The 25,106-nt window shown below is 71.4% G+C and carries 22 protein-coding genes and 1 pseudogene; 14 read left to right on the forward strand and 9 right to left on the reverse strand.

The genetic code is table 11. The features are described 5' to 3' along the window. The first annotated feature begins 47 nt into the window (after positions 1–47). Genes CEB94_RS11940 through CEB94_RS11950 form a run of 3 tightly spaced genes read left to right on the forward strand, consistent with a single transcriptional unit; the run spans position 48 to position 1,712 of the window. Positions 48–560 (forward strand): pyridoxamine 5'-phosphate oxidase family protein, encoded by a 513-nt coding sequence (locus tag CEB94_RS11940; RefSeq protein ID WP_175432193.1) that lies wholly within the window; start codon positions 48–50, stop codon positions 558–560. 22 nt (positions 561–582) lie between these two features. Continuing rightward, on the forward strand, positions 583–1,029 hold the full coding sequence (locus tag CEB94_RS11945; protein ID WP_175432194.1) for a VOC family protein: 447 nt from the start codon (positions 583–585) through the stop codon (positions 1,027–1,029). Positions 1,030–1,085: 56 nt separating this feature from the next. Further along, positions 1,086–1,712 (forward strand): VOC family protein, encoded by a 627-nt coding sequence (locus CEB94_RS11950; RefSeq protein WP_175432195.1) that lies wholly within the window; start codon positions 1,086–1,088, stop codon positions 1,710–1,712. Between the two features lie 40 nt (positions 1,713–1,752). Here CEB94_RS11950 and glnA read toward each other — a convergent pair whose 3' ends face one another. Further along, complete coding sequence (gene glnA / locus CEB94_RS11955) at positions 1,753–3,114, reverse strand: type I glutamate--ammonia ligase (protein WP_031131671.1); 1,362 nt, start codon at positions 3,112–3,114, stop codon at positions 1,753–1,755. Positions 3,115–3,408: 294 nt separating this feature from the next. Here glnA and CEB94_RS11960 point away from each other — a divergent pair, with 294 nt between their 5' ends. After that, positions 3,409–4,596 carry a globin domain-containing protein gene (locus CEB94_RS11960; RefSeq protein ID WP_175432196.1) on the forward strand — a complete coding sequence of 396 codons (1,188 nt, stop codon included), beginning with the start codon at positions 3,409–3,411 and terminating at the stop codon, positions 4,594–4,596. Here CEB94_RS11960 and CEB94_RS11965 read toward each other — a convergent pair. Beyond that, entirely contained in the window at positions 4,593–5,048 is a 456-nt protein-coding gene (locus tag CEB94_RS11965; RefSeq protein WP_175432197.1) for an RrF2 family transcriptional regulator, read from the reverse strand. The genes CEB94_RS11960 and CEB94_RS11965 overlap by 4 nt on opposite strands. A 195-nt stretch (positions 5,049–5,243) precedes the next feature. Here CEB94_RS11965 and CEB94_RS11970 point away from each other — a divergent pair, with 195 nt between their 5' ends. From CEB94_RS11970 to CEB94_RS11995, 6 genes are all read left to right on the forward strand, one after another. Further along, complete coding sequence (locus CEB94_RS11970) at positions 5,244–5,909, forward strand: thioredoxin-like domain-containing protein (protein ID WP_175432198.1); 666 nt, start codon at positions 5,244–5,246, stop codon at positions 5,907–5,909. An 11-nt stretch (positions 5,910–5,920) separates the two neighbouring features. Then, entirely contained in the window at positions 5,921–6,526 is a 606-nt protein-coding gene (locus tag CEB94_RS11975) for a DUF305 domain-containing protein (protein ID WP_175432199.1), read from the forward strand. Between the two features lie 238 nt (positions 6,527–6,764). Then, positions 6,765–8,705, forward strand: coding sequence for a S53 family peptidase (locus CEB94_RS11980; protein WP_175432200.1), 1,941 nt, complete (start codon positions 6,765–6,767; stop codon positions 8,703–8,705). A 77-nt stretch (positions 8,706–8,782) separates the two neighbouring features. Next, entirely contained in the window at positions 8,783–10,537 is a 1,755-nt protein-coding gene (locus CEB94_RS11985; protein ID WP_175432201.1) for an NAD+ synthase, read from the forward strand. A gap of 56 nt (positions 10,538–10,593) precedes the next feature. After that, a complete protein-coding gene (locus tag CEB94_RS11990; protein ID WP_175432202.1) occupies positions 10,594–10,896 on the forward strand; it encodes an ArsR/SmtB family transcription factor in 303 nt (100 codons plus the stop codon). Then, entirely contained in the window at positions 10,893–11,288 is a 396-nt protein-coding gene (locus tag CEB94_RS11995; protein ID WP_175432203.1) for a VOC family protein, read from the forward strand. Before CEB94_RS11990 ends, CEB94_RS11995 begins: the two co-directional genes overlap by 4 nt. A 126-nt stretch (positions 11,289–11,414) precedes the next feature. Here the strand turns inward: CEB94_RS11995 and CEB94_RS12000 are convergent, their stop codons facing one another. The 4 genes and pseudogenes from CEB94_RS12000 to CEB94_RS12015 all read right to left on the reverse strand — a co-directional run bounded on the left by CEB94_RS12000 (position 11,415) and on the right by CEB94_RS12015 (position 16,287). Further along, complete coding sequence (locus CEB94_RS12000; protein WP_175432204.1) at positions 11,415–12,632, reverse strand: MFS transporter; 1,218 nt, start codon at positions 12,630–12,632, stop codon at positions 11,415–11,417. Positions 12,633–12,768: 136 nt separating this feature from the next. Beyond that, positions 12,769–13,821: an endonuclease/exonuclease/phosphatase family protein gene (locus CEB94_RS12005; protein WP_175432205.1), complete on the reverse strand. Its 1,053-nt coding sequence runs from the start codon at positions 13,819–13,821 to the stop codon at positions 12,769–12,771. A 179-nt stretch (positions 13,822–14,000) separates the two neighbouring features. Then, complete coding sequence (locus CEB94_RS12010; protein ID WP_175432206.1) at positions 14,001–14,639, reverse strand: TetR/AcrR family transcriptional regulator; 639 nt, start codon at positions 14,637–14,639, stop codon at positions 14,001–14,003. Positions 14,640–14,686: 47 nt separating this feature from the next. After that, a pseudogene (locus tag CEB94_RS12015) lies at positions 14,687–16,287 on the reverse strand (MFS transporter). Between the two features lie 201 nt (positions 16,288–16,488). Here CEB94_RS12015 and panB point away from each other — a divergent pair. The 3 genes from panB (at position 16,489) to CEB94_RS12030 (ending at position 19,355) form a co-directional block, all read left to right on the forward strand. Beyond that, positions 16,489–17,364, forward strand: a complete 876-nt coding sequence (gene panB, locus CEB94_RS12020; RefSeq protein ID WP_175432207.1) for a 3-methyl-2-oxobutanoate hydroxymethyltransferase — start codon at positions 16,489–16,491, stop codon at positions 17,362–17,364. A gap of 153 nt (positions 17,365–17,517) precedes the next feature. Continuing rightward, positions 17,518–18,537 (forward strand): ATP-binding cassette domain-containing protein, encoded by a 1,020-nt coding sequence (locus CEB94_RS12025; protein ID WP_175432208.1) that lies wholly within the window; start codon positions 17,518–17,520, stop codon positions 18,535–18,537. Next, positions 18,534–19,355, forward strand: a complete 822-nt coding sequence (locus tag CEB94_RS12030) for an ABC transporter permease (RefSeq protein ID WP_175432209.1) — start codon at positions 18,534–18,536, stop codon at positions 19,353–19,355. Before CEB94_RS12025 ends, CEB94_RS12030 begins: the two co-directional genes overlap by 4 nt. 21 nt (positions 19,356–19,376) lie before the next feature. Here CEB94_RS12030 and CEB94_RS12035 read toward each other — a convergent pair whose 3' ends face one another. Beyond that, the gene (locus CEB94_RS12035; RefSeq protein ID WP_246111770.1) at positions 19,377–22,655 is read right to left on the reverse strand and encodes an ATP-binding protein; all 3,279 of its coding nucleotides are present in this window, start codon (positions 22,653–22,655) and stop codon (positions 19,377–19,379) included. 500 nt (positions 22,656–23,155) lie between these two features. Next, positions 23,156–23,923 carry a DUF6578 domain-containing protein gene (locus tag CEB94_RS12040; protein WP_246111771.1) on the reverse strand — a complete coding sequence of 256 codons (768 nt, stop codon included), beginning with the start codon at positions 23,921–23,923 and terminating at the stop codon, positions 23,156–23,158. Positions 23,924–24,027: 104 nt separating this feature from the next. On the opposite strand from CEB94_RS12040, the gene CEB94_RS12045 reads away from it, so the two are divergent. Continuing rightward, positions 24,028–24,828 carry a site-2 protease family protein gene (locus tag CEB94_RS12045; RefSeq protein ID WP_175432210.1) on the forward strand — a complete coding sequence of 267 codons (801 nt, stop codon included), beginning with the start codon at positions 24,028–24,030 and terminating at the stop codon, positions 24,826–24,828. A 10-nt stretch (positions 24,829–24,838) separates the two neighbouring features. Here the strand turns inward: CEB94_RS12045 and CEB94_RS12050 are convergent, their stop codons facing one another. Further along, positions 24,839–25,018 (reverse strand): hypothetical protein, encoded by a 180-nt coding sequence (locus tag CEB94_RS12050; RefSeq protein ID WP_175432211.1) that lies wholly within the window; start codon positions 25,016–25,018, stop codon positions 24,839–24,841. Positions 25,019–25,106 lie beyond the last annotated feature (88 nt).

Consider the following 25,106-nt stretch of genomic DNA (forward strand, 5'->3'; position numbering starts at 1 on the left):
GGCGGACGGGGTCTGCACCGGTGAGCACCGAGACCGGGAGGACACTCATGACCACCCTGCACCCGCAGACCCGTCTGGACCCGCGCTACAGCAGCGAGACGGCCACGGCCACGGCCTGGCAGGAGGCGCGGGCACGGCTCACCGCCGCGGAGCTGTTCTGGATCACCACGGTACGACCGGACGGACGGCCCCACGTCACCCCGCTGCCGTCCGTCTGGTCGGACGGCGCCCTGCACTTCTGCACGGGCCCGGAGGAACGCAAGGCGCGAAACCTCGCGGAGAATCCGCACGTCGTGCTGACCACCGGCACGAACACCTGGAACGAGGGCTACGACCTGGTCGTGGAGGGCGAGGCGAGGCGCGTGACCGACGACGCCCGGCTACGCGAACTGGCCGCGGAGTGGGAGGCGAAGTACGGCAGTTTCTGGCACTACGAGGTACGGGAGGGCTATTTCCACCACGGCGCGGGCCACGCTGCCGTCTACTCGGTGGCGCCGCGCACCGTTTTCGGCTTCGGTAAGGGGGAGCCGTTCAGCCAGACGAGGTGGCGGTTCGCATGACGTCGGACGAAGGAGTCACGCCATGGACATCACCCTTGAAGTCATCCCGCTGCCCGTGACCGACATCGACCGCGCCCGGGACTTCTACCGGGACAAGGTCGGCTTCCATGTGGACATCGACCAGGAGGTCATGCCCGGGATGCGGATCATCCAGCTGACCCCTCCGGGTTCCGGCTGCTCGATCGCCCTGGGCGAGTCGATATGGCAGATGACCCCCGGTCCCACCCCGGCCCCGGGCTCCTACCAGGGCCTGCAACTGTGCGTCGCCGACATCAAGGCGGCCTACACGGAGCTGGTCGCCCGCGGCCTCGACGTCTCGGAACCGGTGCAGTACTCCCCGGACGACGGCGCCACGTTCATGCACTTCCAGGACCCGGACGGCAACGGATGGGCGGTGCAGGAGTACCGGCGCCGGGCCACCGAGCCGCTGCACCGGCTGCTGGCGGATCTGAAGCGGCAGCAGGCCTGACAACCTGGTCAGGAATCGAGAAGCACGGGTCCCGGAGCGCGATTAGCGTCGTTGTCATGACTTCCATCGCATCCGTCACTCTCGAGGTGGCCGACCTCGCCGCCGCCGAGCGCTTCTACTCCACCGCCTTCGGTCTGGACGATCGGCTGCGTCTGCGGGCGTCGGAGGCACCGACCTCCGGCTTCCGCGGGTTCACGCTGTCGCTCGTGGTCTCCCAGCCGGCCGATGTGGACGCCCTCGTCGACGCGGCCGTGCAGGCCGGCGCGACGACGCTGAAGCCCGCCGCCAAGTCGCTCTGGGGCTACGGCGGTGTCGTCCAGGCCCCCGACGGGACGATCTGGCAGATCGCGTCGTCGTCGAAGAAGAACACCGGCCCGGCGACCCGGCGGGTCGACGAGTTCGTCCTGCTGCTCGGCGTCGAGGACGTGAAGGCCGGCAAGCAGTTCTACGTCGATCACGGCCTGGCCGTGGCCAAGAGCTTCGGCAGTAAGTACGTCGAGTTCGCCACCGGGCCGGGCCCCGTGAAGCTGGCCCTGTACAAGCGCCGCGGCCTCGCCAAGGTCGCCGGCGTCTCCCCCGACGGCACCGGCTCCCACCGCCTCACGATCACCAGCGGCGCCGGGCCGTTCACCGACCCGGACGGTTTCGCGTGGACGACGGCGTCGGAGGACGCGCCGGTGTGAACGGTGCCGCGGGACGTCCGCCGGGCCCGGCCGGAGGGACCTACAGCGCCGGAAGGTTCTTCCGCAGCTCGAACGCCGTGACCTCCGAGCGGTACTCCTCCCACTCCTGCCGCTTGTTGCGCAGGAAGAAGTCGAAGACGTGCTCGCCGAGGGTCTCGGCGACCAGGTCGCTGCGCTCCATCAGGGTCAGGGCCTCGCCCAGGTTCTGCGGAAGCGGCTCGATGCCCATCGCGCGGCGCTCCGCGTCGGAGAGGGCCCAGACGTCGTCCTCGGCGCCCGGCGGGAGCTCGTAGCCCTCCTCGATGCCCTTGAGGCCGGCGGCCAGCAGCAGCGCGTAGGCCAAGTACGGGTTGGCGCCGGAGTCGATGGAGCGGACCTCGACCCGCGCGGAGCCCGTCTTGCCGGGCTTGTACATCGGGACGCGGACCAGCGCCGAGCGGTTGTTGTGGCCCCAGCAGATGTACGAGGGGGCCTCGCCGCCCGCGCCCGCGGTGCGCTCCGCACCGCCCCAGATGCGCTTGTAGGAGTTGACCCACTGGTTGGTGACCGCGGAGATCTCCGCCGCGTGCCGCAGCAGTCCCGCGATGAAGGAGCGGCCCACCTTGGAGAGCTGGTACTCCGAGCCCGACTCGTAGAACGCGTTGCGGTCGCCCTCGAAGAGCGACAGGTGCGTGTGCATGCCGCTGCCCGGGTGCTCGGAGAAGGGCTTCGGCATGAACGTGGCGTGCACACCCTGCTCCAGGGCCACCTGCTTCATCACGAGGCGGAACGTCATGACGTTGTCGGCCGTGGACAGCGCGTCGGCGTAGCGGAGGTCGATCTCCTGCTGGCCCGGCGCGCCCTCGTGGTGGGAGAACTCCACCGAGATGCCCATCGACTCCAGCATGGTGATCGCCTGGCGGCGGAAGTCCATGCCGACGTTGGTCGGGGTGTGGTCGAAGTAGCCGGAGTTGTCGGCGGGCGTCGGACGGCTGCCGTCCAGCGGCCGGTCCTTCAGCAGGAAGAACTCGATCTCCGGGTGGGTGTAGAAGGTGAAGCCCAGGTCGGAGGTGCGGGCGAGGGCCCGCTTGAGCACGTAGCGCGGGTCGGCGAAGGACGGGGAGCCGTCCGGCATGAGGATGTCGCAGAACATGCGGGCCGTGCCCGGGGCCTCCGCGCGCCAGGGCAGGATCTGGAAGGTCGAGGGGTCCGGCTTGGCGATCATGTCGGACTCGTAGACCCGGGCGAAGCCCTCGATCGCGGAGCCGTCGAATCCGATGCCCTCGTCGAAGGCCTGTTCCAGTTCGGCCGGGGCCACGGCGACGGACTTGAGGAAGCCCAGTACGTCCGTGAACCACAGCCGTACGAACCGGATGTCGCGCTCCTCCAACGTCCGGAGCACGAACTCCTGCTGCTTGTCCATCTTCCGCTTCCCCATCCTTGCTGGTCAGGCCGCCTGTCTTCCGTACCACGGGAGGCGGTCGGGCACCTGAGCATCCCACCACACCACCATTTCGTACGCGTTGCGGACCATGATCGCCCGGGCGGCCCGGGGCCGAACGCCTCGCATACGGCGGGTGAACTGCTCTCCCGCCCATAGTGCCTGCTAGCGCCGACATCCGTAACGGCCGGTTCCTCTCGCTGCGCCACCCACTTAATTTGCATCTCATATGCAACTTTAAATACCGTGCGCACAGTCGAGCCCTGAGGAGCCCTGATGCTGTCCGAGCAGTCCGCCGCCACCGTCCGCGCCACGCTCCCCGCCGTCGGAGCGGCCCTCGGCACGATCACCGAGCGCTTCTACGCCGGGCTGTTCGAGGCCCACCCGGAACTGCTGCGGGACCTGTTCAACCGGGGGAACCAGGCCTCCGGCACCCAGCGGCAGGCGCTGGCCGGTTCCGTCGCCGCGTTCGCGACGCACCTGCTGGATTGTCCGGAGCAGCGGCCGGACACGATGCTGGCGCGCATCGCCCACAAGCACGCCTCGCTCGGCGTCACGCCGGAGCAGTACCGCATCGTCCACGAGCACCTGTTCGCCGCCATCGCCGAAGTGCTCGGCGACGCGGTCACGGCCGAGGTCGCCGCCGCCTGGGACGAGGTCTACTGGCTGATGGCGAACGCGCTGATCGCCGTGGAGCAGCGGCTGTGCGAGGAGCGCGGCGGGCCCGCCTGGCGGCCCTGGGAGGTCGTCGAGCGGGTCGCCGAGACCGCCGACGTCGCCACGTTCCGGCTGCGGCCGGCCGACGGCGGCCCGGTGCGGGACTTCCTCGCGGGCCAGTACGTCTCCGTCCGCGTCACCCTCGCGGACGGTGCCCGGCAGATACGGCAGTACAGCCTGTCCGGGGCGCCCGGCCCGGACCTGCGGCAGATCAGCGTGAAGCGCGTGCGCGAGGGCGGCGCACCCGACGGCGAGGTCTCCAACCACCTGCACGCGCGCGTGCAGGTGGATGACGTCCTGGAACTGTCGGAGCCGTACGGCGACCTGGTCCTGGACGCCGGCCCCGACACGCCCCTGCTGCTGGCCTCGGCGGGCATCGGCGTGACCCCGATGACCGCGATGCTGGCCCACCTCGCCGACTCGGGGCACCGCGGCCCCGTCACCGTCGTGCACGCCGACCGCTCCCCCGCGACCCACGCCCTGCGCACCGACCACGAGGCCTACGCGGCCAAGCTCCCGGACGCGGCCGTCCACCTCTGGTATGAGCAGGACGCCCCGGCGGGCACCCACCCCGGCCTGGCCGACCTCACCGGCGTTCCGCTCGCCCCGGGCACGCGCGCGTACCTGTGCGGTCCGCTCCCGTTCATGCGGGCGGTGCGGACCCAGCTGATCGCGAAGGGCGTGTCCCCCGCCGACATCCACTACGAGGTGTTCGGCCCGGACCTGTGGCTGGCGGGGCAGGCCTAGGGGGTGTGGTCACGGGGATCGGCGCCCCGCGAGATCCCCAGGAGCAGCGCCTCCGTCGGCTCCGCCACGATGTCCCGCACCGTGACCGGGTCCAGGGAGGTGAAGAACGCCTCCTGGGCCCGGCGCAGGGCTGTGCGCAGGCGGCAGGCGGAGTTGAGGGGGCAGGGGGTGGGGCCCTCGCAGTCGACGACGTCGCCGCCGCCCTCGAAGGCGCGGACCACCGCACCCACCGAGGCCGTGCGGCCCTGCTCGGTGAGGGTGAGCCCGCCGCCGCGACCGCGGCGGGCCTGAAGCAGTCCCATGTGCTGGAGCTCGGCGACGACCTTCGCCAGGTGGGTGTACGGCACGTCCATGCCGTCCGCGACGTCCCGGGTCGTCGGACTCGACCCGCCCGCGACGGCGAGCCGCATCAGGACCCGCAGGGCGAGGTCGGTGGAGCGCAGCAGCCGCATGCAGGCAGCGTAGGTAATGGGAATCCGCGGTTCAAATTATCCGGCGGGAGATCGGCGCCGGGATCGGTGAAGCTGTCGTGCAGCTGTCGGTGCCGTATCGATTCGGCCCATTCCGTTGGCAGCTCTACGAGGCGCCCCGCCTCCCCCATTACGATCAGTTCTCCCGACCGTCACTTTTCCCACGAAGGACACCCCATGGGCTCCGCCAAGAAGAGCAGCACGGACCGCAAGGCGCGAATAGAGGAGATGCGGCGCGCCGAGCAGGCCCGTGAGCGCCGTAGCCGGATCCTCACCATCGCGGCCAGCGTGGTGATCGTCGCCGCTCTCGTCGTCGGCGGCGTCGTGCTCGTGCGGTCCCAGGACGACAAGGGCAGTGCCACCGCGGCGAGCGACTCCTCGGGCAAGGGCAAGTTCGTGACGGGCAAGGACGGCGTGAAGACGTGGGAGGGCAAGCTGTCCCGCAACCACGTCGCCAAGGCCGTGAAGTACGCCTCCGAGCCGCCGGTCGGCGGTGACCACAACCAGGTCTGGATGAACTGCAACGGTGACGTCTACACCGAGCAGCTGGACAACACCAACGCCGTGCACTCGCTGGAGCACGGCGCGGTGTGGGTGACGTACAATGCCGACGCGAAGAAGGCCGACATCGACGCGCTCGCGGCGAAGGTGAAGAAGACGCCGTACACGCTGATGAGCCCGATGGACGACCAGAAGGACCCGATCATGCTCTCGGCGTGGGGTCACCAGCGCACGGTGACGGGCGCGAGCGACCCGAACGTGGACAAGTTCTTCGAGAAGTTCGTCCAGGGCGAGCAGACCCCTGAGCCGGGTGCCGCCTGCACGAACGGGCTGTCCAAGTGAGGCACGTCGGGATGATCGCCGGGGCCGCTGGGGTGGCGCTCGTCGCGGCCGGGGCGATCACCTACGCCGCCGCCGGGGACGACGGCAACGGCAGGACGCCGTCCGCCGAGTCCGCGGACGCCGGTTTCGCCCGGGACATGGCGGTGCACCACCAGCAGGCCGTGGAGATGTCGTACATCGTGCGCGACCGCACCAAGGACGAGGAGGTCCGGCGCCTGGCGTACGACATCGCTCAGACGCAGGCCAACCAGCGCGGCATGATGCTCGGCTGGCTCGACCTGTGGGGCCTGCCCAAGGTGTCCTCCGAGCCGCCGATGACCTGGATGGACATGGGCGGCATGGCCTCCGGCAAGGACGGCGCGCTGATGGCGGGCATGGCGACCAACTCCGAGATGAAGAAGCTCGGCGGGCTCAGCGGCAAGCAGGCGGAGGTCTTCTACCTCCAGCTGATGACGGACCATCACAAGGGCGGTGTCCACATGGCCCAGGGCTGCGTGGACAGGTGCACGGTCGGCGTGGAGAAGCGGCTCGCGCGGGGCATGGTGGACGCGCAGCAGTCGGAGATCTCCCTGATGGCGGACATGCTCGAGGAGCGCGGCGCCGCGCCGCGTCCCTGAGGGGGTGCCCCCCAGAGTCCCGCCTGTCCTGCGACGCCCGGCACCCGGCACCCGGCACCCGGCACCCGGCACCCGGCTAGGGCGTAAGCCCCAAATCGCCCTGCATCAAGGCGCCTTGGCTACTTCTTGGCCTGCGCAGGGCGCTTCTTGGGTTTCGCATTCCCCTGACATGAACGGTTCGTCGCGAGAGTGGCGACCGTCGAGTGATCCACTCGCGACGAACCGCACAGGGGGTTCCATGAGATCCAAACGCGCCAAGGTGCGCGCCGGGGTGAGCATGGCAGCGACACTGCCGATGCTCGCCGGCGCGCTGGCGCTCGGCATACCCGCGGCACACGCCGCCGACCACCCGCTCCGCGACCTGCTGTCCGGGACCCGGCCGGCGTGGGCCACGGCCCGAGCGGACAAGGGCGCCACCTCCGACGGCGCCCAGGTCTCGGCCCGGGTCTACCTCGCCGGCAAGGACGCCACGGGCCTCGCCGCCTACGCGAAGGCCGTCTCCGACCCGGCCTCGGCCTCGTACGGCAAGTACCTGACGGCCCGGCAGGCGCAGGCCCGCTTCGGCGCGACCGAGGCCCAGGTGGCGGCCGTGAAGTCCTGGCTGACGGCGGCCGGCCTGAAGGTCACCGGCGTCACGCGGCACTACGTCTCCGTCACCGGTGACGTGGCCGCCGCCGAGAAGGCGTTCGGTGCCCAGCTGCACAACTTCGCCAAGGGCTCGAAGACCTACCGCGCCCCCGCGAGCACCGCCTCCGTGCCGCAGAGCCTGGCCGACGCCGTCCTGACCGTGACCGGCCTGGACAACGCGCCGCACATGGCCACGCACGACGATCAACTGCCGCCGCCGGACACCGTGTTCCGCAACGCCGGGCCGCTCTCCTCGTACTACGGCTCGAACACCGCGAGCACACTCCCGGACGCGTACGGCAAGAAGATCCCGTACACCGTGAAGGGCTACACGGGCAAGCAGCTGCGGGCCGCCTACGGCGCGGGCAAGCGCACCGGCAAGGGCGTCCGGGTCGCTATCACGGACGCGTACGCCTCCCCGACGATCGCCTACGACGCCGGCACCTACGCCAAGCGCAACGGCGACGCCGCGTGGAAGACCGGCCAGCTGCACCAGGTGCTGCCGAAGAAGTACACCGACACCAAGGACTGCTCGGCCTCCGGCTGGTACGGCGAGGAGACCCTGGACGTCGAGGCCGTGCACGCGGTCGCACCGGCCGCGGACGTCACGTACGTGGGCGCCGCCTCCTGCGGGGACGGTGACCTGCTCGACGCCCTGGGCAAGGTCGTGGACAACCACCTGGCGGACATCGTCTCCAACTCCTGGGGCGAGATCGAGGCCGTGCAGACTCCCGACCTCGCGGCCGCCTACGACCAGGTGTTCCAGCTGGGCGCGGTCGAGGGCATCGGCTTCTACTTCTCCTCCGGCGACGACGGCGACGAGGTCGCCAGCTCCGGGACGAAGCAGGTCGACTCCCCGGCCAACTCGGCGTGGGTCACCGCCGTCGGCGGCACCTCGCTGGCCGTCGGCAAGAACGACACGTACCTCTGGGAGACCGGCTGGGGCACCGACAAGGCCGCTCTGTCGGCCGACGGCAAGAGCTGGACGGACTTCCCCGGCGCCTTCACCTCCGGCGCGGGCGGCGGCACCAGCAAGACGGTCGCCGAGCCCTCCTACCAGCAGGGTGTCGTGCCGGACGCGCTGGCGAAGGCCAACAGCGCGGACGGCAACCGGGTCGTCCCGGACATCGCGGCGATCGCCGACCCCAACACCGGCTTCCTGGTCGGCCAGACGCAGAGCTCGCCGGACGGCAGGAAGCAGGCCTACAGCGAGTACCGCATCGGCGGCACCTCGCTCGCGGCCCCGACCATCGCGGCCATCCAGGCCCTGGCCCAGGAGGCCCGCGGCAAGGCGATCGGCTTCGCCAACCCGGCGATCTACGCCAAGGCCGGCTCGAAGGTCTACCACGACGTCACCGACAACCCGACGGGCTCCGGCCTCGCCGTGGCAAGGGTCGACTTCCACAACGGCTACGACACGACGGACGGTCTCGACACGTCCGTACGCAGTCTCGGCAAGGACAGCTCGCTCGCGGCCGTGAAGGGCTACGACGACGTCACCGGCGTGGGCACGCCCGCGAGCGGCTACGTGGAGTCGTACCGGCGGCACTGACCTCCGCAAGGGGGCCGGGGTGGTGTGGGTGACCCACACCACCCCATTGTGTCGCACTGACGATTACACTGGGCGGCGTGCCTCAACTACGTCTCGCCCTGAACCAGATCGACGCCGGCGTCGGCGACCTCGCCGGGAACACCGAGTCGATCGTCCGCTGGACCCGGCACTCCGCCGAACAGGGAGCGCATCTCGTGGCGTTCCCCGAGATGGTGCTGACCGGGTATCCCGTCGAGGACCTGGCGCTCAGGTCGTCCTTCGTGGAGGCCTCTCGCGCGGCGCTGCGCTCGCTCGCCGCGCGCCTGGCCGAGGAGGGCTTCGGAGAGCTGCCGGTGATCGTCGGCTACCTCGACCGCAGTGCGACCGCCCAGCCCAAGTACGGCCAGCCGGCCGGTGCGCCGCAGAACGCGGGTGCGGTGCTGTACGGCGGTGAGGTGGTCCTGAACTACGCCAAGCACCACCTGCCGAACTACGGCGTGTTCGACGAGTTCCGCTACTTCGTGCCCGGTGACAGCATGCCGGTGCTGCGGGTGCACGGCGTCGATGTCGCCCTGGCCATCTGCGAGGACCTCTGGCAGGACGGCGGCCGTGTCCCCGCCGCCCGTTCGGCGCGGGCGGGCCTGCTGGTCTCGATCAACGCCTCCCCCTATGAGCGCAACAAGGACGACACGCGTCTGGAGCTGGTCCGCAAGCGGGCCCAGGAGGCCGGCTGCACCACGGCGTACCTGGCGATGATCGGCGGCCAGGACGAGCTCGTGTTCGACGGCGACTCGATCGTCGTCGACAAGGACGGCGAGGTCGTGGCGCGGGCGCCGCAGTTCGCCGAGGGCTGTGTGGTCCTGGACCTGGACCTGCCGGCGGCGTCCCCCGACGCGCCCGCGGGAGTGGTGGACGACGGGCTGCGCATCGACCGCGTGGTGCTCTCGGAGAAGCCGCTGGCCCCCTACGAGCCCGAGCTCACGGGCGGCTACGCGGACCGGCTGGACGACGACGAGGAGGTCTACTCGGCGCTGGTCGTGGGCCTGCGGGCGTACGTCGCGAAGAACGGCTTCACGTCGGTCCTGATCGGCCTGTCGGGCGGCATCGACTCGGCGCTGGTCGCGGCGATCGCGTGCGACGCGGTGGGCGCGCAGAACGTGTACGGCGTGTCGATGCCGTCGAAGTACTCCTCGGACCACTCCAAGGACGACGCGGCCGACCTGGCCCGCCGCACGGGCCTGAACTACCGGACCGTGGCCATCGAGCCGATGTTCGACGCGTACATGGGCTCGCTGGGCCTGACGGGCCTGGCGGAGGAGAACCTCCAGTCGCGTCTGCGCGGCACCCTCCTCATGGCGATCTCCAACCAGGAGGGCCACATCGTCCTGGCGCCCGGCAACAAGTCGGAACTGGCGGTCGGCTACTCCACGCTCTACGGCGACTCGGTCGGCGCGTACGGCCCGATCAAGGACGTCTACAAGACGTCGGTCTTCCGCCTGGCCGAGTGGCGCAACCGGGCCGCCCGGGAACGCGGCCAGACCCCGCCGATCCCGGAGAACTCCCTCACCAAGCCGCCGAGCGCGGAGTTGCGCCCGGGTCAGGTCGACACGGACTCGCTGCCGGACTACCCGGTGCTGGACGCGATCCTGGAGCTGTACGTCGACCGGGACCGGGGCGCGGACGAGATCGTGGCGGCCGGGTTCGACGCGGAGCTGGTGGCGAAGACGCTGCGCATGGTCGACACGGCCGAGTACAAGCGGCGCCAGTACCCGCCGGGCACGAAGATCTCGCCCAAGGGCTTCGGGAAGGACCGGCGGCTGCCGATCACGAACGGGTGGCGGGAGTCGCTCTGACGGGCGGGCCGGGGAGGGGCTTGATAGGCAAGTGAATACTTGCCTATGCTGGGGCCGTGGCCGACGACCTTTTCAAAGCCTTGGCCGACCCCACCCGTCGCACCATCCTCGACGAGCTCGCGGAGCAGTCCGGGCAGACACTGTTCGAGATCTGCTCGCGGCTGAGCATGAAGCACCGGCTCGGCATCTCGCGCCAGGCGGTCTCCCAGCACCTCGCCGTGCTGGAGGCCGCCGGGCTGGTCGAGACGAGGCGGGAGGGCCGCTACAAGTTCCACGACCTGAACACGGCCCCGCTCCGGCAGATCACGGAGCGCTGGCCGGCACCCGACCCCTCCGCACCGGAAGAGAGCCCGCCGTGAAGATCCATCTGACCAGCGTCTTCGTCGACGACCAGGCCAAGGCCCTCCGCTTCTACACCGAAATCCTCGGCTTCGTGAAGAAGTACGACGTCCCGGTCGGCGAGACGGACCGCTGGCTGACCGTCGTCTCCCGCGAGAACCCCGGCGGCACGGAACTGCTCCTGGAGCCCGCCGGCCACCCGGCCGTCAAGCCCTACCGCGACGCACTCGCCGCGGACGGCATCCCGCTGGCCCAGTTCGCCGTGGACGACGTCCGGGCCGAGTACGAGCGCCTCAGCGGCCTCGGCGTCCGCTTCACCCAGGAGCCCTTGGACATGGGCCCCGTCACCACGGCCGTCTTCGACGACACCTGCGGCAACCTGATCCAGCTCGCGACCCAGCCGCAGGAGTAGGCCGGCGGCACCTCCGCAGCAGTCGGTGGACGAAACCCGGTCGTCGCGGCGCGCCGCCGGGCGCCCCGGTAGACGGAACGGCAGCTCGCGGGACCGGGTCCACGAGCTGCCGCGTATCGGAAGCCGTCAGTGACGCACCGCTTCCGCCTCCTGCGGGACATGGCTCGCCACGATCCGCTCGCGCCCCGGCACCGGAGCCCGGCGCCGGTCCACCGTGTAGGCCAGCGACGCCACGGCCAGGCCGAGGACGGCCAGGGCCACACCGGCCAGGGCCGGGGAGGTGACGCCGAAGCCCGCGGCCAGGGCGAGGCCGCCGATCCAGGCGCCGCCGGCGTTGGCCAGGTTGAAGGCGGCCTGGTTGGCCGAGGAGGCCAGGGACGGGGCCGAGGAGGCCTTCTCCATGACCATCAGCTGGAGCGGGGAGCCGGTGGCGAAGGCGGCCATGCCGAGCAGGATCACGGCCACGGCGGCCGTGAGCTCCGTGCGCATCAGCAGCGGGAACAGTGCCAGGACCGCCACCAGGGAGGCGAGGCCGCCGAACAGCGTGCCGCGCAGGGAGTGGTCGGCCAGGCGGCCGCCCAGCAGGTTGCCGGCGGTCGCGCCGACGCCGAACAGCGCCAGCAGCAGGGTGACGCTGGCGTCGGCGTAGCCGGCGGCGTCCGTGAGCATCGGCGTGATGTAGCTGTAGGCCGAGAACAGGGCACCGAAGCCCGCGACGGTCGTGCCGAGCGACAGCCAGACCGGCACGGAGCGCAGGGCGGCGAGTTCGCCGCGCAGGCCCCGGGCGGTGGTGTGCTCGTGGTCCTGCGGGATGAGGAACGCGAGCGCGGCGATCGCCACCAGGCCGATGGCGCTGACGCCGAGGAAGGTCGCCCTCCAGCCGAGGTTCTGGCCCATCAGGGTCGCGACCGGCACGCCCGCGACGTTCGCGACCGTCAGGCCGAGGAACATCAGCGAGACCGAGCGCGCCTTGCGCTCGGGGGCGACCATGCTCGTCGCGACGACGGCGCCCACGCCGAAGAAGGCGCCGTGCGGCAGACCGCTCAGGAAGCGGGCGGCCAGCAGCCAGCCGTTGTCGGGCGCGAGGGCCGACAGGGCGTTGCCCACGACGAACAGCCCCATCAGGCCGATCAGGACCGTGCGCCGGGACATCTTCGCGGTGAGCGCGGCCAGCAGCGGGGCACCGATGACCACGCCCAGCGCGTACGCCGACACCAGATGGCCGGCGCTGGGTATCGAGATGTTCAGATCGTCCGCGACATCGGGCAGCAGCCCCATCATCACGAACTCGGTCGTACCGATGCCGAAGGCGCCCACGGCGAGGGCGAGCAGGGCCAGGGGCATGAAGGAGCCTTTCGAGACTTGCTTGGAGATCCGTACGCGTATGTTCAAGTACGGAACAAAGTCTCTCAGGCGCACTATTCCACGCGGTGACGCCGAGGTTGCCGATTTCTGACGGAACTGCCCTGACCAGCGGTTTTCAGGAGCCGCTTGTGGTGACCCTCACACGGGCCGCGACCGGCAGATGGTCGCTGCCCGTCTGCGGGAGGGTCCACGAACTCTCCGGCTTCAGACCCCGGACCATGATCTGGTCGATGCGCGCCATCGGGAACGACGCGGGCCAGCTGAAGCCGAAGCCGTTGCCGGCCGCGCCCTGCGTGGAGCGCATCTGGGAGGTGACGGCGTTGAGCGCGCGGTCGTTCATCGTGCCGTTCAGGTCGCCGAGCAGGACGACGTTCTTCAGCGGTTCGTGGGCGATGGCCTCGCCGAGGTAGTCGGCGCTCCGGTCGCGCTGCCGAGCCGTGAAGCCGGCCTCCATCTTCACGCGCACGGACGGCAGATGGGCGACGTAGACCGCGATCTGCCCGGACGGTGCGGTCACGGTGGCACGCATCGCGCGCGTCCAGCCCATGTCGAGGTCGACGTCCCGCACGCCGCTCAGCGGGTACTTGCTCCACACACCGACCGTGCCCTGCACCGAGTGGTAGCGGTACGTCGACGCCAGCGCCTTCTCGTACGTCGGGACCTCGGCCGGCGTCAGCTCCTCCAGGGCCAGCACGTCCGCGCCGGAGGCGGCCACGTCACGGGCGGTGCCGGCCGGGTCCGGGTTGTCGGCGTTGACGTTGTGCGTGACCACCGTGAGGTCGCCGCCGGTCGCGGTCTTGTCGCTGACCTGGCCGCCGAAGAGGTTCAGCCAGACCACGGACGGCAGCACCAGCGCGATCAGCGCGGTCGCGGACCTGCGGACCAGGGCGAGGACGAGCAGCACCGGGACGAGGAGCCCCAGCCAGGGCAGGAACGTCTCGATGAGGCTGCCCAGGTTGCCGATCGTGTTCGGGATGCGCGAGTGCAGCACCATCACCAGGGCCAGCAGCACCGCGCACGCGGCGACGACCAGTCCGCGCCGCCAGATCTGCGGATCGCCCCGCCAGGAGCCCGCCAGCCGGTCGAACAGGCGCCGAAGCCGGGTTCTCTGGTGCTCGGGCCCCGAGCCGCCGTTGTCCGTCTCCGTCATGTACGCCTGCTGCGCCATACCGTCGCCTCACCGCCTGCCGTGCACACCATCGCCCCCGTGTCTTTACGACCCTAGGGGATGATCCGTTCCGTTCCCGCCGTCCTTCGACGGCCGTACGGGGGCGATGACGTTCGAGTCCCCACGGCGAGTTCCGGGCACGCCCGTCGAAAGCGCCGTCTGTGACGAAACGCGCACACTCACCCGGGCCGGTGCGGCTCGGAACCGACAGGACGCAGGCCTTCGAGAAGGGTGTCGACGATCTGCGCGGCGAGGTCGTCGGGGAGGTCGTCGTCCGGGTGCAGTACGGAACGCAGGAGCATCGGGCCGACGAACAGGTCGTAGAGCAGTTCGAGGTCGAGGTCCGTGCGCAGTTCACCGTTGTCCCGGCCGCGGCGCAGGACCTCCGTGCCGAGCCGGCGGCGCGGGGCGACGACCGTGGCGTGGTACGCCGCCCAGACCTTCGGGCTGCTCTTCATCTGGGCGTGCACGCTGTGCAGGATCGCCGACGAGCGGTTGGCCAGACCCCGTTGGCGCGCCTGCTCCAGCAGGGCCACGATGTCGTCGCGCATGGAGGTGCCGGGGAGCGGGAGAGCGGCGGGTTCGGCGGCGCGCACGACGTCGACGAAGAGTTCCTCCTTGCCGCTCCAGCGGCGGTAGATCGTGGCCTTGCCGACGCCGGCGGTGCGGGCGACGCGCTCGATGGACAGCTCCGCGAGGGGCACGCCGTCCTCCAGGAGCCTCATCACGCCCTCGATGATGGCGCGTTCGACGGCCTCGCTTCTGGGGCGGCCCCTCTGCGGACCGTCGTGCGGGGTGTGCCGTTCGGTGAGGCTCACGCGCTGCGTCCCTTCTCGACCCGGTGTCGCCGCATTCTCCCGCAGGCCTACGAGCCCGTGTGCGACAACTCCTTCTCCTCCTCGGCCCGCTGCGGCGCCGAAGGCTTCCCCGGCAGGAACAGCGCCACGACGACCGCGCCGATCAGGGCGACGCCCGCGCCCCACAGGGCGGTGATGTGCATCGCGTGCAGGAACGCGTCGTAGGCCGGGGTGACGAGGGACTCGCCCTGCGGGCCCAGCCGGTCCGCGATGCCGAGGGTGGCCTCGATGGACTCCCCCGCGGTGTGGCGCAGGGCCGGGGCAGGGCGCCGAGCTTGTCCTCGATGCCCGTGCGGTACGCCGTGGACAGCACCGAGCCGAGGACGGCGATGCCGAGGGCGCCGCCGACCTGCCGGAAGGTGTTGCTGAGCGCGGAGGCGGAGCCGGCCTTCTCGCGGGGCAGGGCCTGCATGATGACGACGCTGACCGGCGTCATGATGTGCGCCATGCCGGTGCCCATGAGGAAGAAGATCACTTCCAGGATCCAGATGGGCGTGTCGGCCTCCAGGGTTGCGAAGGCGGCCAGCGTGGCGGCGATGACGAGCAGTCCGGCCGTGGTCGTGGCCTTGTTGCCGAAGCGGTCGACCACCAGCCGGGCGCGCGGCGCGAAGATCATCTGGGAGGCGGCCAGCGGCAGCATCAGCAGACCGGTCTGCAGCGGCGAGTAGCCGCGCACGCTCTGCGTGTAGAAGACGGAGAAGAAGGTCACGCCCATCAGCGCGAAGAAGACCAGCGCGATGGCGGCGACGGCGGCCGAGAAGACCTTGTTCTGGAAGTACGTCACGTCGATCGAAGGGTGGTCGCTGCGCTTTTCGAACACGACGAAGGCGACGAGCACGGCGAGTCCGGAGCCGATCGTCGCCAGCACGGTGGCGTCGGTGAAGTCGGCGAGCTGGCCGCCCTTGATGATGCCGTAGACGAGCAGCACCAGGCCGACGACGGACAGCACGACGCCGACGGGGTCGACCCGGCCGGGGTTCGGGTCGCGCGAGTCGGGCACCAGCCAGAGCATCAGGGCGAGCGCGAGCAGCACGATCGGCACGTTGACGAGGAAGACCGAGCCCCACCAGAAGTGGTCGAGCAGCACGCCGCCGGTGATCGGGCCGATGGCGATGGCCAGGCCGACGCCGCCCGCCCAGATACCGATGGCCTTCGGCTGCTCCTCGCGCTCGAAGACGTTCATGAGGACGGCGAGGGTGGCGGGCATGACGAACGCGGCACCCAAGCCCATCACGGCCCGGAAGGTGATCAGCTCGCCCGGCGAGCCGGAGAACGCGGCGAACGCGGAGCCGATGCCGAACACGACGAGCCCGCCGATCAGCACCTTCTTGCGCCCCAGCCGGTCCCCGAGCAGCCCGGCGGTGAACAGCAGGCCCGCGAAGACGAGGGTGTAGGCGTTGATCGCCCATTCCAGCTCGCCCTGCGTGGCGCCCAGGCCGGTCGGGGCCGGGGTGGAGATCGTCTTGATGGCGACGTTCAGGATCGAGTTGTCGAGCACGACGATCAGCAGGCTCAGCATCAGCACGCCGAGGATCGCCCAGCGGCGCCGGTGCACCGCTTCCGGTATGCGCGGGCCGGTGGGGGCGGCCGGGGCGGCAGGGGTAGTCATGACGTCGAGACTAGAACCATTTCGATACGAGACCGTCTCGTATTGGAATACTCTTACCGGGGTCTTACGCAGCGCCCGCTTCCGGGTTCCGGGCGGAACTCACAGGGGCTCCCCTAGCCGTCGATGGCACGAGGTGCCACCATGGACGTGGTCCGGGGACGCCGTCAGGGCGCCTCGAGATGACGTGTTAGGAGCCGTGCAATGACGCAGCTTCCGGCTGCCCAGAATGCTCAGATCAAGAGCTCCGACAGCGGCAAGGCGCTGTACGGGGGCAAGGGCACCCGCCGTATCACCGTGCGCGACATCGCCGCCGCCAAGGAGCGCGGCGAGAAGTGGCCGATGCTCACCGCGTACGACGCGATGACCGCGTCCGTCTTCGACGAGGCCGGCATCCCGGTGATGCTCGTCGGCGACTCGGCGGGCAACTGCCACCTCGGGTACGAGACGACCGTGCCCGTCACCCTCGACGAGATGACGATGCTGTCGGCGGCGGTCGTACGGGGCACCTCGCGTGCCCTGATCGTCGGCGACCTGCCCTTCGGCTCCTACCAGGAGGGTCCGGTGCAGGCGCTGCGCTCGGCGACCCGGCTGGTGAAGGAGGCGGGCGTGCAGGCCGTGAAGCTGGAGGGGGGCGAGCGGTCGCACGAACAGATCCGGCTGCTCGTCGAGTCCGGCATCCCGGTCATGGCGCACATCGGCCTGACCCCGCAGTCGGTCAACGCGATGGGCTACCGCGTGCAGGGGCGGGGCGAGGAGGCGGCCCAGCAGCTGCTGCGGGACGCCAAGGCCGTACAGGACGCGGGCGCGTTCGCGGTGGTCCTGGAGCTGGTTCCCGCGGAGCTGGCCGCCGAGGTGACCCGGGTGCTGCACATCCCGACCGTCGGGATCGGCGCGGGCCCCGAGACCGACGCGCAGGTGCTGGTGTGGACCGACATGCTGGGTCTGACCGGCGGGCGCGTGCCGAAGTTCGTGAAGCAGTACGCCAACCTGCGTGAGGTCATGGGCAACGCGGTGAAGGCGTTCGCCGACGAGGTCGTCGGCGGAACGTTCCCGCAGGAGGAGAACTCCGTCCACTAGAGCCACCGCGGTACCACGGACAGCCCGCCGGCCTTCCCCCAGCCGGCGGGCTGTCCGCTTGTGCCGGGACCCACCGGCTCCGCCGGAACCACCGACAGCGGGTGTCGGCGGCTTGTCGGTGATTTGTCGGTGGGGCCTGAGACCGTCTGTCTCATGACGCGAATCGACACACGAACCGGCGGCGCCGCTGTCACCGTGCGGGGGCTGGTGAAGCACTACGGGGAGACCAAGGCGCTGGACGGGGTCGACCTGGAGGTGCGGGAGGGCACCGTGATGGGGGTGCTCGGGCCGAACGGGGCCGGGAAGACCACCCTCGTGCGGATCCTGTCCACGCTGCTCGCCCCCGACTCGGGGCAGGCCACGGTGGCCGGGTACGACGTCGTACGGCAGCCGCGGCACCTGCGGCGGGTGATAGGGCTCACCGGGCAGTACGCCTCCGTCGACGAGAAGCTGCCCGGCTGGGAGAACCTGTACATGATCGGCCGACTGCTCGACCTGCCCCGCAAGGAGGCCCGCGCGCGTGCCGACGCGCTGCTGGAGCGGTTCTCGCTGACCGACGCCGCCAAACGGCCCGCCAGCACCTACTCCGGCGGTATGCGGCGGCGGCTGGACCTGGCCGCCTCGATGATCGGGCGGCCGGCCGTCCTCTTCCTCGACGAACCGACCACCGGCCTCGACCCGCGCACCCGCAACGAGGTGTGGGACGAGGTCAAGTCCATGGTCGGCGACGGCGTGACCGTGCTGCTGACCACGCAGTACATGGAGGAGGCCGAGCAGCTCGCCTCCGAGCTGACCGTCGTCGACAAGGGCAAGGTCGTCGCGGGCGGGCGTATCGAGGAGCTCAAGGCCAAGGTCGGCGGGCGGACCCTGCGGATCCGGCCGGCCGACGCCGTGCACCTGCGGCCACTGGCCGGGTACCTGGACGATCTCGGCATCACCGGGCTCGCGACCACCACCGTGGACACCGACTCCGGCACCCTCCTCGTCCCGATCCTCAGCGACGAGCAGCTGACCGCCGTCGTGGGCGCCGTCACGTCCCGCGGCATCACGCTCGCCGCCGTCACCACCGAACTGCCCAGCCTGGACGAGGTGTTCCTGTCCCTCACCGGCCACCGTGCCAGTGCCCCGCAGGACACCGCGCCCGCCGAGGACCGCGAGGAAGTCGCCGTATGAGTGCCACCGCCCTTTCCACTCCCGCGTCGACCGACGACGCCCGTATCTCACTGCGCGGGCATCTGCGGCACACCGGGGCCCTCGTCCGCCGCAATCTGCTGTGGATCCGCCAGGACCCGGAGTCGATGGCCGACGCACTGCTGATGCCGGTCATCTTCACCCTGCTGTTCGTGTTCGTGTTCGGCGGCTCGATCGGGCAGGCGCTGGGCGGCGGGCAGGACCAGTACGTGCAGTACGTGATCCCCGGCATGATCGCGATGATGAGCATGACGCTGTCCCAGGGCGTCGGCACCGGCTTCAGCCAGGACTTCAACTCCGGTGTCATGGACCGCTTCCGGTCCCTGCCCATCGGGCGCGGCTCGGTGCTGTTCGCGAAGATCTCCGTGGAACTGCTGCGGATGCTGTTCGCGACCACCGTGCTGATGATCGTCTCCGTGGCGGTCGGGTTCGAGATCACCAACTGGCCCGGGCTGTTCGCGGCCGTGGCGCTGTCCACGGCGTTCGCCTCGTCGATCATGTGGGTGTTCCTCACCCTGGGCGTGATCATGAAGAGCGCGCAGTCCGTACAGGCGATGGGCTTCCTGGTGCTGTTCCCGCTCCAGTTCGGCTCGTCGATCTTCGCGCCGACGACGTCGATGCCGGGCTGGCTGCAGGCCTTCACCGACTACAACCCGCTGTCCACGCTCGCGGACGCCGCGCGCGGTCTGATGGTGGGCGGGCCGGTCGCGCACGACCTGTGGGTGACGCTCGGCTGGTCGGTGGCCATCACGGCCGTGATGGCGCCCGTCGCGATCCACAAGTTCCGGACCAAGAGCTGACCGGACGGCGCACGGTCCGCGTCAGACGAGGGCGACGGCCTCTTCGAGGGAGAGGCCGCCGCCCTCGGCGTACGCGGCCTCGTACACCGGGTCGCCGAGCGACGCCCGGGCGTGCCGCTCCGCCTGCTCACGGGTCGCGCGCTCCTGCAGCCGGGCGACATGGCCGGGCGGCAGCAGGGCGTCGAAGGCGCCCAGGCAGCGGGCCGCGTCCACGGCACGCCGCCCGCCGTCCAGGCCGGCCAGGGCCCAGGCGCCGATGACCAGGTACCCCGAGCGCATATGGGGCGTGATGGCCGCGGACAGCGGATCGTCGGCCCGCTCAAGCGCCTTGCGGATCAGGTCCAGGCACTCCTCGTACCGTCCCTCCGCGGCGTCCAGCCAGGCCTCCGCGCCGAGGATGAACGCGTCGAAGACGATGAAGTGGGCGATACGGAAGTCCTTGCGCAGCCGCCGCAGTTCCTCGCGGGCCTCGGGGATGCGGCCTGTCATGCCGAGCCGGCCGGCGAGGAACAGCCGGGCGGCGGGCATGGCCTCGCTGTGCGAGTCCTCGCGCTGGGCGATCACCTCGCGCAGCAGCCGCTCGCCGCGTTCGCCCTCGCCGGCCTCCAGCAGGGCGTTGCCGAGCCGGGCGCCGAGGACGGCTGCCTGGGCACGGGCGCCGAGGTGCTCGGCGTGGGCGATGGCCGCCTCGTAGTCGGCGGCGGCCAGGGCGTGGTCGCCCTTGCGTTCGTGGGCCTCGGCGCGGGCGGAGAGGGCCTCGGCGGTGCCCCAGGCGTCGCCGAGGCGCCGGTAGATCTCCAGCGACTCGTCGGCGTCACGCGCGGCGTCGCCCGCCCAGTCGGTGCGGTTGGCGAGGAAGTTGGCCCGCATCTGGAGGCCGGAGGCCAGCTCCCAGTCGAAGCCCGGGGTCCGGCGGCAGGTCCGGATGGAGGTGTCGATGATGACGCGCAAGCGGTCCATGTCGCCGGTGAGCATCACGGCGAAGAACCAGAGCAGGCCTGGAAGGCGGCAGTTCTGCGGCAGGCCGGGCTCGTAGGTCCGGGCGATGGTGCGCAGCTTCTCCTGGGACCGCGGGTTCTGCCAGGCGTCCAGCTCGGTGTCCATGCAGGCGAGATGGGCCAGGTGGATCCCGCGCCGGGCCTCCCACAGGACCTCGCCGGTCATCGGGGGCGGGGCGTCGGTGCAGCGCTGCCACACCGCGGTGGCGGGGCGGACGGGCTCGGTGAAGGGGTCGGGGCCGAGCGCCATGACCTCGCGGCACCAGTTGCGCGCCTCGATGCGCAGGTCGCGCATCTGCCAGTACCAGACGAGGGACAGCGCCAGGCACAGCGCCTCCTGCTCGTCGCGCAGGGCGACGGCGTGCCGCAGCGCGGTGCGCAGGTTCTCGTACTCGCGCTCCAGCCGGTGGATGGCGGCGAGCTGGCCCGGGCCGCGCAGCAACGGGTCGGTGAGGCGGGCGAGTTCGCGGAAGTACGTCAGGTGGGCGCGTTCGGCGTCGGCGCGCTGCCCGGACTCGTCCAGCCGTTCGGCGGCGTATTCGGCGACCGTTTCCAGGAGCCGGTAGCGCATCTCCCCGTCGGCCGATTCGCCGGGCGGGGCGGCCACGACCAGGGAGCGGTCGACGAGGGAGCCGAGCGCCTCCAGGGCGGCCGGTCCGCACACGGCCTCGGCGGCGGGCAGGTCGCAGCCGCCGGCGAACACCGACAGCCGCCGCAGGACGTCGCGTTCGTCCTCGTCGAGCAGGTCCCAGGACCAGTCGACGACGGCTCTGAGGGTCTGCTGGCGGGGCAGGACGGTGCGGCTGCCGGAGGTGAGGAGACGGAAGCGGTCGTCCAGCCGGTCGGCGATCTGGCGGGGGGTGAGCATCCGCAGCCGGGCGGCGGCCAGTTCGATGGCCAGCGGCAGGCCGTCCAGGCGCCGGCAGATCTCGGCGCACGCCTCGGGGTCGTCCTCGATCCGGAAGCCGGGCCTGGCCGCCGCGCCCCGGTCGGCGAGCAGGCGCAGCGCGACCGGCTCGGGCAGCGGCTCCACCGGGCGCACCAGTTCCCCCGGTACTCCGAGGGGTTCGCGGCTGGTGGCCAGGACGGTGAGGTCCGGGCAGCTGGCCAGCAGCTCCTCGGTGAGCCGGGCGGCGGCGTCGGCGACGTGCTCGCAGTTGTCGAGGATCAGCAGCATGCGGGGCCGGGAGCAGTGCTCGGCGAGCCGCTCCACGGGGTCGTCGAGCCGGTCGGCGACGGCGGCCCGGATGCCCTCGGCGCCGGCACCGTACAGCACGGTCTCGCGGGCGCCGACGGCGGTGAGTACGGCCTCCGGTACGGCGTCGGGGTCGTCGACGGGGGCGAGTTCGGCCAGCCACACGCCTCCGGTCATGGCCTCGCGCACGGTCTCCGCGGTTTCCTGCGACAGGCGGGTCTTCCCGGCGCCGCCGGGTCCGAGCAGGGTGACCAGCCGGGCCGCCGCGAGATCTGCGCGGATGGTCTCGATGTCGGTTTCCCGGCCGATGAAGGAGGTGAGGCGGGCGCGGAGGTTGCCGGCGGACCTGCCCGGCGCCCCGGCGACGGGCACGGGTACGGGCGCGTCCCCCGGGCTGAGCAACTCCGCGTGCAGGGCACGCAGTTCCGGCCCCGGGTCGACGCCGAGGCGGTCGGCGAGCAACTGCCGGAGGTCCTCGTAGGCGTCCAGCGCCTCCGCCGCACGGCCGGCATCCCGCAGGGCGCGCAGGCGCAGGGTCTGGAGGGACTCGTCCAGGGGATGGCCGTCACACAGGGCGGTCAGTTCCGGCAGGGCCTGCTCGGCCCGGCCGAGGGCGAGGGCGGCGGTGTGGCGGGCGCGCAGCACGTCCAGGCGGCGGGTGTCACAGCGGGCCGCCTCGGCGGTGCGGTCGGGCAGGTCGGCGAGGGCGGGGCCCCGCCACAGGGCGAGCGCGTCGTCGAGGACCACGGCGGCCTTGGCGGCGTCGCCGTCGGCCAGCGCCCGCAGACCCTCGCCGGCCAACCGCTCGAACCGGTGCAGGTCGACGTCGTCGGGCAGCGCCGTGAGCCGGTACCCGCCGTCGACGGAGGCGACCGCGTCCGCCCCGAGCGCCCTGCGCAACCGCCCGACCAGCGCCTGCAGCGCCGCCGGCGCGTCAGCGGGCGGCTGCCCGCCCCACACCTCGTCGACGAGCAGCCCCACGGGCACGGTCCGTCCTGCCCGCAGCGCGAGCACGGTCAGCAACGCGCGCAGCCGCGCCCCACCGACCGGAACGACCGTCCCGTCGCTGCGGAGCGCCTGCGTGGTGCCGAGGATGCGGTAGTGCACGGGCTCATTGTCTCCGGTGTACAGGGGCGGGTCACGACGGTTGACGGCACGGCGGGGCGTTCAGAGGCGTGTGGCGGAGCGTCAGGGCCACCGGCGGCACCGGACACGACCGACCGGAACCGGTGAACGGGCCCGGACAGGGCAGCACCCAGGCCCGGCGCCGGTGACACGACGTCAGGGCCACCGGCGGCACCGGACACGACCGACCGAAGCCGGCGAATGGGCCCGGACAGGGCAGCACCCAGGCCCGGCGCCGACGGCGGGACGCCAGGGTCACCGGCCACGCCGGGCAGGGCAGCGTCCGGACCCGGGGCCGGCGGCAGGACGTCAGGACCACCGGCGCCGCCGGACACGGCCCACTGGAACCGGCGAACGGCTCCGGGCACGGCAGCCCCCGGGGCTGGGCTGCCGGCCCGGAGCGGGGCGACGGCACGGGAGCGGGGCACGGGGCGACGGCACGGGAGCGGGGCACGGGGCGACGGCTCCGGAGCGGGGGCTCGTCACGGTCTTTCGTCTGCTCTGCCTCGTGCGACGGGCTTCGGGTCCGTCGGCCGCCCGGCGGCGGACCGGCCTCGTCTCGCCGGGGTGCTCAGGCTCTCCAGCAGAACCGCCAGATCCGCCGCCGGGATGCCCCGCGTCTCCGCGCCGGGTTCCGCGCCCCGCTGGGGGATGCCCCGGGCCCCGCGGACGGCGTGGGAGAGCCGGGAGTCCGTGCCCGGCACGTCCAGGGTCACCACCACCCCCGACTCGCGCGATCGCCGTCCCCGCCCGTCGGCTGCCGGCTCCACCTCGGTCTCGCTCTCGGTCTTCGTGAACCACTTGGGGCACCGGTCCACCCCCCGAAGCCCGCGCTGCCCCGCCACCGGCTCGTAGCAGCGCGATCCGGGCGCGGTCTCGGCCCAGGCCTGGGTCAGCACCTGCACGGCCCGCACCCGCCCGCCGGCCTGGGGCCACCGCGCGCCGTGCCGCTCGACGGACAGCAGCCCTACCGACCTGGTCCGCTCCCCCGGCTCAGGGCGCCGGTCCTCCTCGGCGTCCGGGTCCGCCCCCAGAGCCACCGGAAGGCCCGTCTCCTCCCGCACCATCCGCACGCCGCCCACGTCCTCCACCGGCCCGGCGACCTCGGTGAGCTGGTCGTGCCAGCCGCCGCCGAACACGTCGTCCGCGTCGAGGAGCAGCAGGGGCCAGCTCACCTCGTCCCCCACCGAGAACGGCGTGCCGCAGCACTCCATCTGCCAGTCCGCGTAGAACACGTGCCACAGCCCCATGCCCCCACCCTCTCCGGAACCGACCGCCCCGCGCGAGACGTTTTTCACCTGCGCCCAGTACTGTCGGGCCGTCCCACCCCATGTCCGAGAGTGCAGGGAGCCCCATGACCACCGCCACCACCCGCCACAGCGAGCGGCGGATCAGTCCCGTGTTCGTCGGGATCCTCGCCGTGACGGCGGTCACGGGATGGGCGACCTGGACCGGGTTCGCCGAGCAGCCCGGCGTCGCCGTGTTCCTGTTCGTGACGACGGCGTGGATCGTCTCGCTGTGTCTGCACGAGTACGCGCACGCGCGCACCGCCCTGCACAGCGGCGACATCTCGGTCGGCGAGAAGGGCTATCTGACCCTGAACCCGCTGAAGTACACGCACGCCCTGCTGAGCATCGTGCTGCCGGTGATCTTCGTGATCATGGGCGGGATCGGTCTCCCCGGCGGCGCGGTGTTCATCGAGCGGGGGCGGATCCGGGGCCGCTGGAAGCACAGCCTGATCTCGGCGGCGGGCCCGCTGACGAACGTGCTGTTCGCCGTCGTCTGCACCGCCCCGTTCTGGCTGGACGCGCTGGACGGCGTACCGAACGACTTCCGGTTCGCGCTGGCCTTCCTCGCGCTGCTCCAGGTGACGGCCGCGCTGCTGAACTTCCTGCCGGTGCCGGGCCTGGACGGCTACGGCGTGATCGAGCCCTGGCTGTCGTACGGCATCCGGCGCCAGGTGGAGCCGTTCGCGCCGTTCGGCCTGCTCTTCGTGTTCGCGCTGCTGTGGCTGCCGGCGGTGAACGGTGTCTTCTTCGACGTGATCGACACGATCCTGAAGTCCCTCGGGATCAGCGACTTCGAGACGTACTGCGGTCAGGAGCTCTACCGCTTCTGGCAGGGTTCGAACGAGTTCTGCTCGGCGGCTCCCTGACGGGCGCGGGTCAGCCGTTGACCGACCTGTGCTGCTTGGCGCGCTTGACGTAGTACCAGCACATGTTGGACGACAGGCCCGCCAGCAGCACCCACACGATCCCCAGGAAGCTGCCCCGCGTGAAGGAGACGACGGCCGCGGCCACGGAGAGGACGCAGACGATCAGGGCGTAGAGGGCGAGGCGGGGCATGTCGGTCGGCTCCTGTCGGGGGACACTTCTGGCACACACGGCACGGACGGCACAGCTGGTACCGCTGATGCCGTCCAGTGTCCCCCAT

This window comes from Streptomyces hawaiiensis (genome assembly GCF_004803895.1).
Classification (GTDB): domain Bacteria; phylum Actinomycetota; class Actinomycetes; order Streptomycetales; family Streptomycetaceae; genus Streptomyces; species Streptomyces hawaiiensis.

Coding starts and splice junctions, on each gene's coding strand:
- panB (WP_175432207.1), top strand. CDS start 16,489: ATGACGCAGCTTCCGGCTGCCCAGAATGCTCAGATCAAGAGCTCCGAC.
- CEB94_RS12005 (WP_175432205.1), bottom strand. CDS start 13,821: ATGGCGCAGCAGGCGTACATGACGGAGACGGACAACGGCGGCTCGGGG.
- CEB94_RS12045 (WP_175432210.1), top strand. CDS start 24,028: ATGACCACCGCCACCACCCGCCACAGCGAGCGGCGGATCAGTCCCGTG.
- CEB94_RS11950 (WP_175432195.1), top strand. CDS start 1,086: ATGACTTCCATCGCATCCGTCACTCTCGAGGTGGCCGACCTCGCCGCC.
- CEB94_RS12000 (WP_175432204.1), bottom strand. CDS start 12,632: ATGCCCCTGGCCCTGCTCGCCCTCGCCGTGGGCGCCTTCGGCATCGGT.
- CEB94_RS11945 (WP_175432194.1), top strand. CDS start 583: ATGGACATCACCCTTGAAGTCATCCCGCTGCCCGTGACCGACATCGAC.
- CEB94_RS11970 (WP_175432198.1), top strand. CDS start 5,244: ATGGGCTCCGCCAAGAAGAGCAGCACGGACCGCAAGGCGCGAATAGAG.
- CEB94_RS11960 (WP_175432196.1), top strand. CDS start 3,409: ATGCTGTCCGAGCAGTCCGCCGCCACCGTCCGCGCCACGCTCCCCGCC.
- CEB94_RS12040 (WP_246111771.1), bottom strand. CDS start 23,923: ATGGGGCTGTGGCACGTGTTCTACGCGGACTGGCAGATGGAGTGCTGC.
- CEB94_RS12030 (WP_175432209.1), top strand. CDS start 18,534: ATGAGTGCCACCGCCCTTTCCACTCCCGCGTCGACCGACGACGCCCGT.
- CEB94_RS11965 (WP_175432197.1), bottom strand. CDS start 5,048: ATGCGGCTGCTGCGCTCCACCGACCTCGCCCTGCGGGTCCTGATGCGG.
- CEB94_RS12025 (WP_175432208.1), top strand. CDS start 17,518: ATGACGCGAATCGACACACGAACCGGCGGCGCCGCTGTCACCGTGCGG.
- CEB94_RS11940 (WP_175432193.1), top strand. CDS start 48: ATGACCACCCTGCACCCGCAGACCCGTCTGGACCCGCGCTACAGCAGC.
- CEB94_RS11980 (WP_175432200.1), top strand. CDS start 6,765: ATGAGATCCAAACGCGCCAAGGTGCGCGCCGGGGTGAGCATGGCAGCG.
- glnA (WP_031131671.1), bottom strand. CDS start 3,114: ATGGACAAGCAGCAGGAGTTCGTGCTCCGGACGTTGGAGGAGCGCGAC.
- CEB94_RS12050 (WP_175432211.1), bottom strand. CDS start 25,018: ATGCCCCGCCTCGCCCTCTACGCCCTGATCGTCTGCGTCCTCTCCGTG.
- CEB94_RS11975 (WP_175432199.1), top strand. CDS start 5,921: ATGATCGCCGGGGCCGCTGGGGTGGCGCTCGTCGCGGCCGGGGCGATC.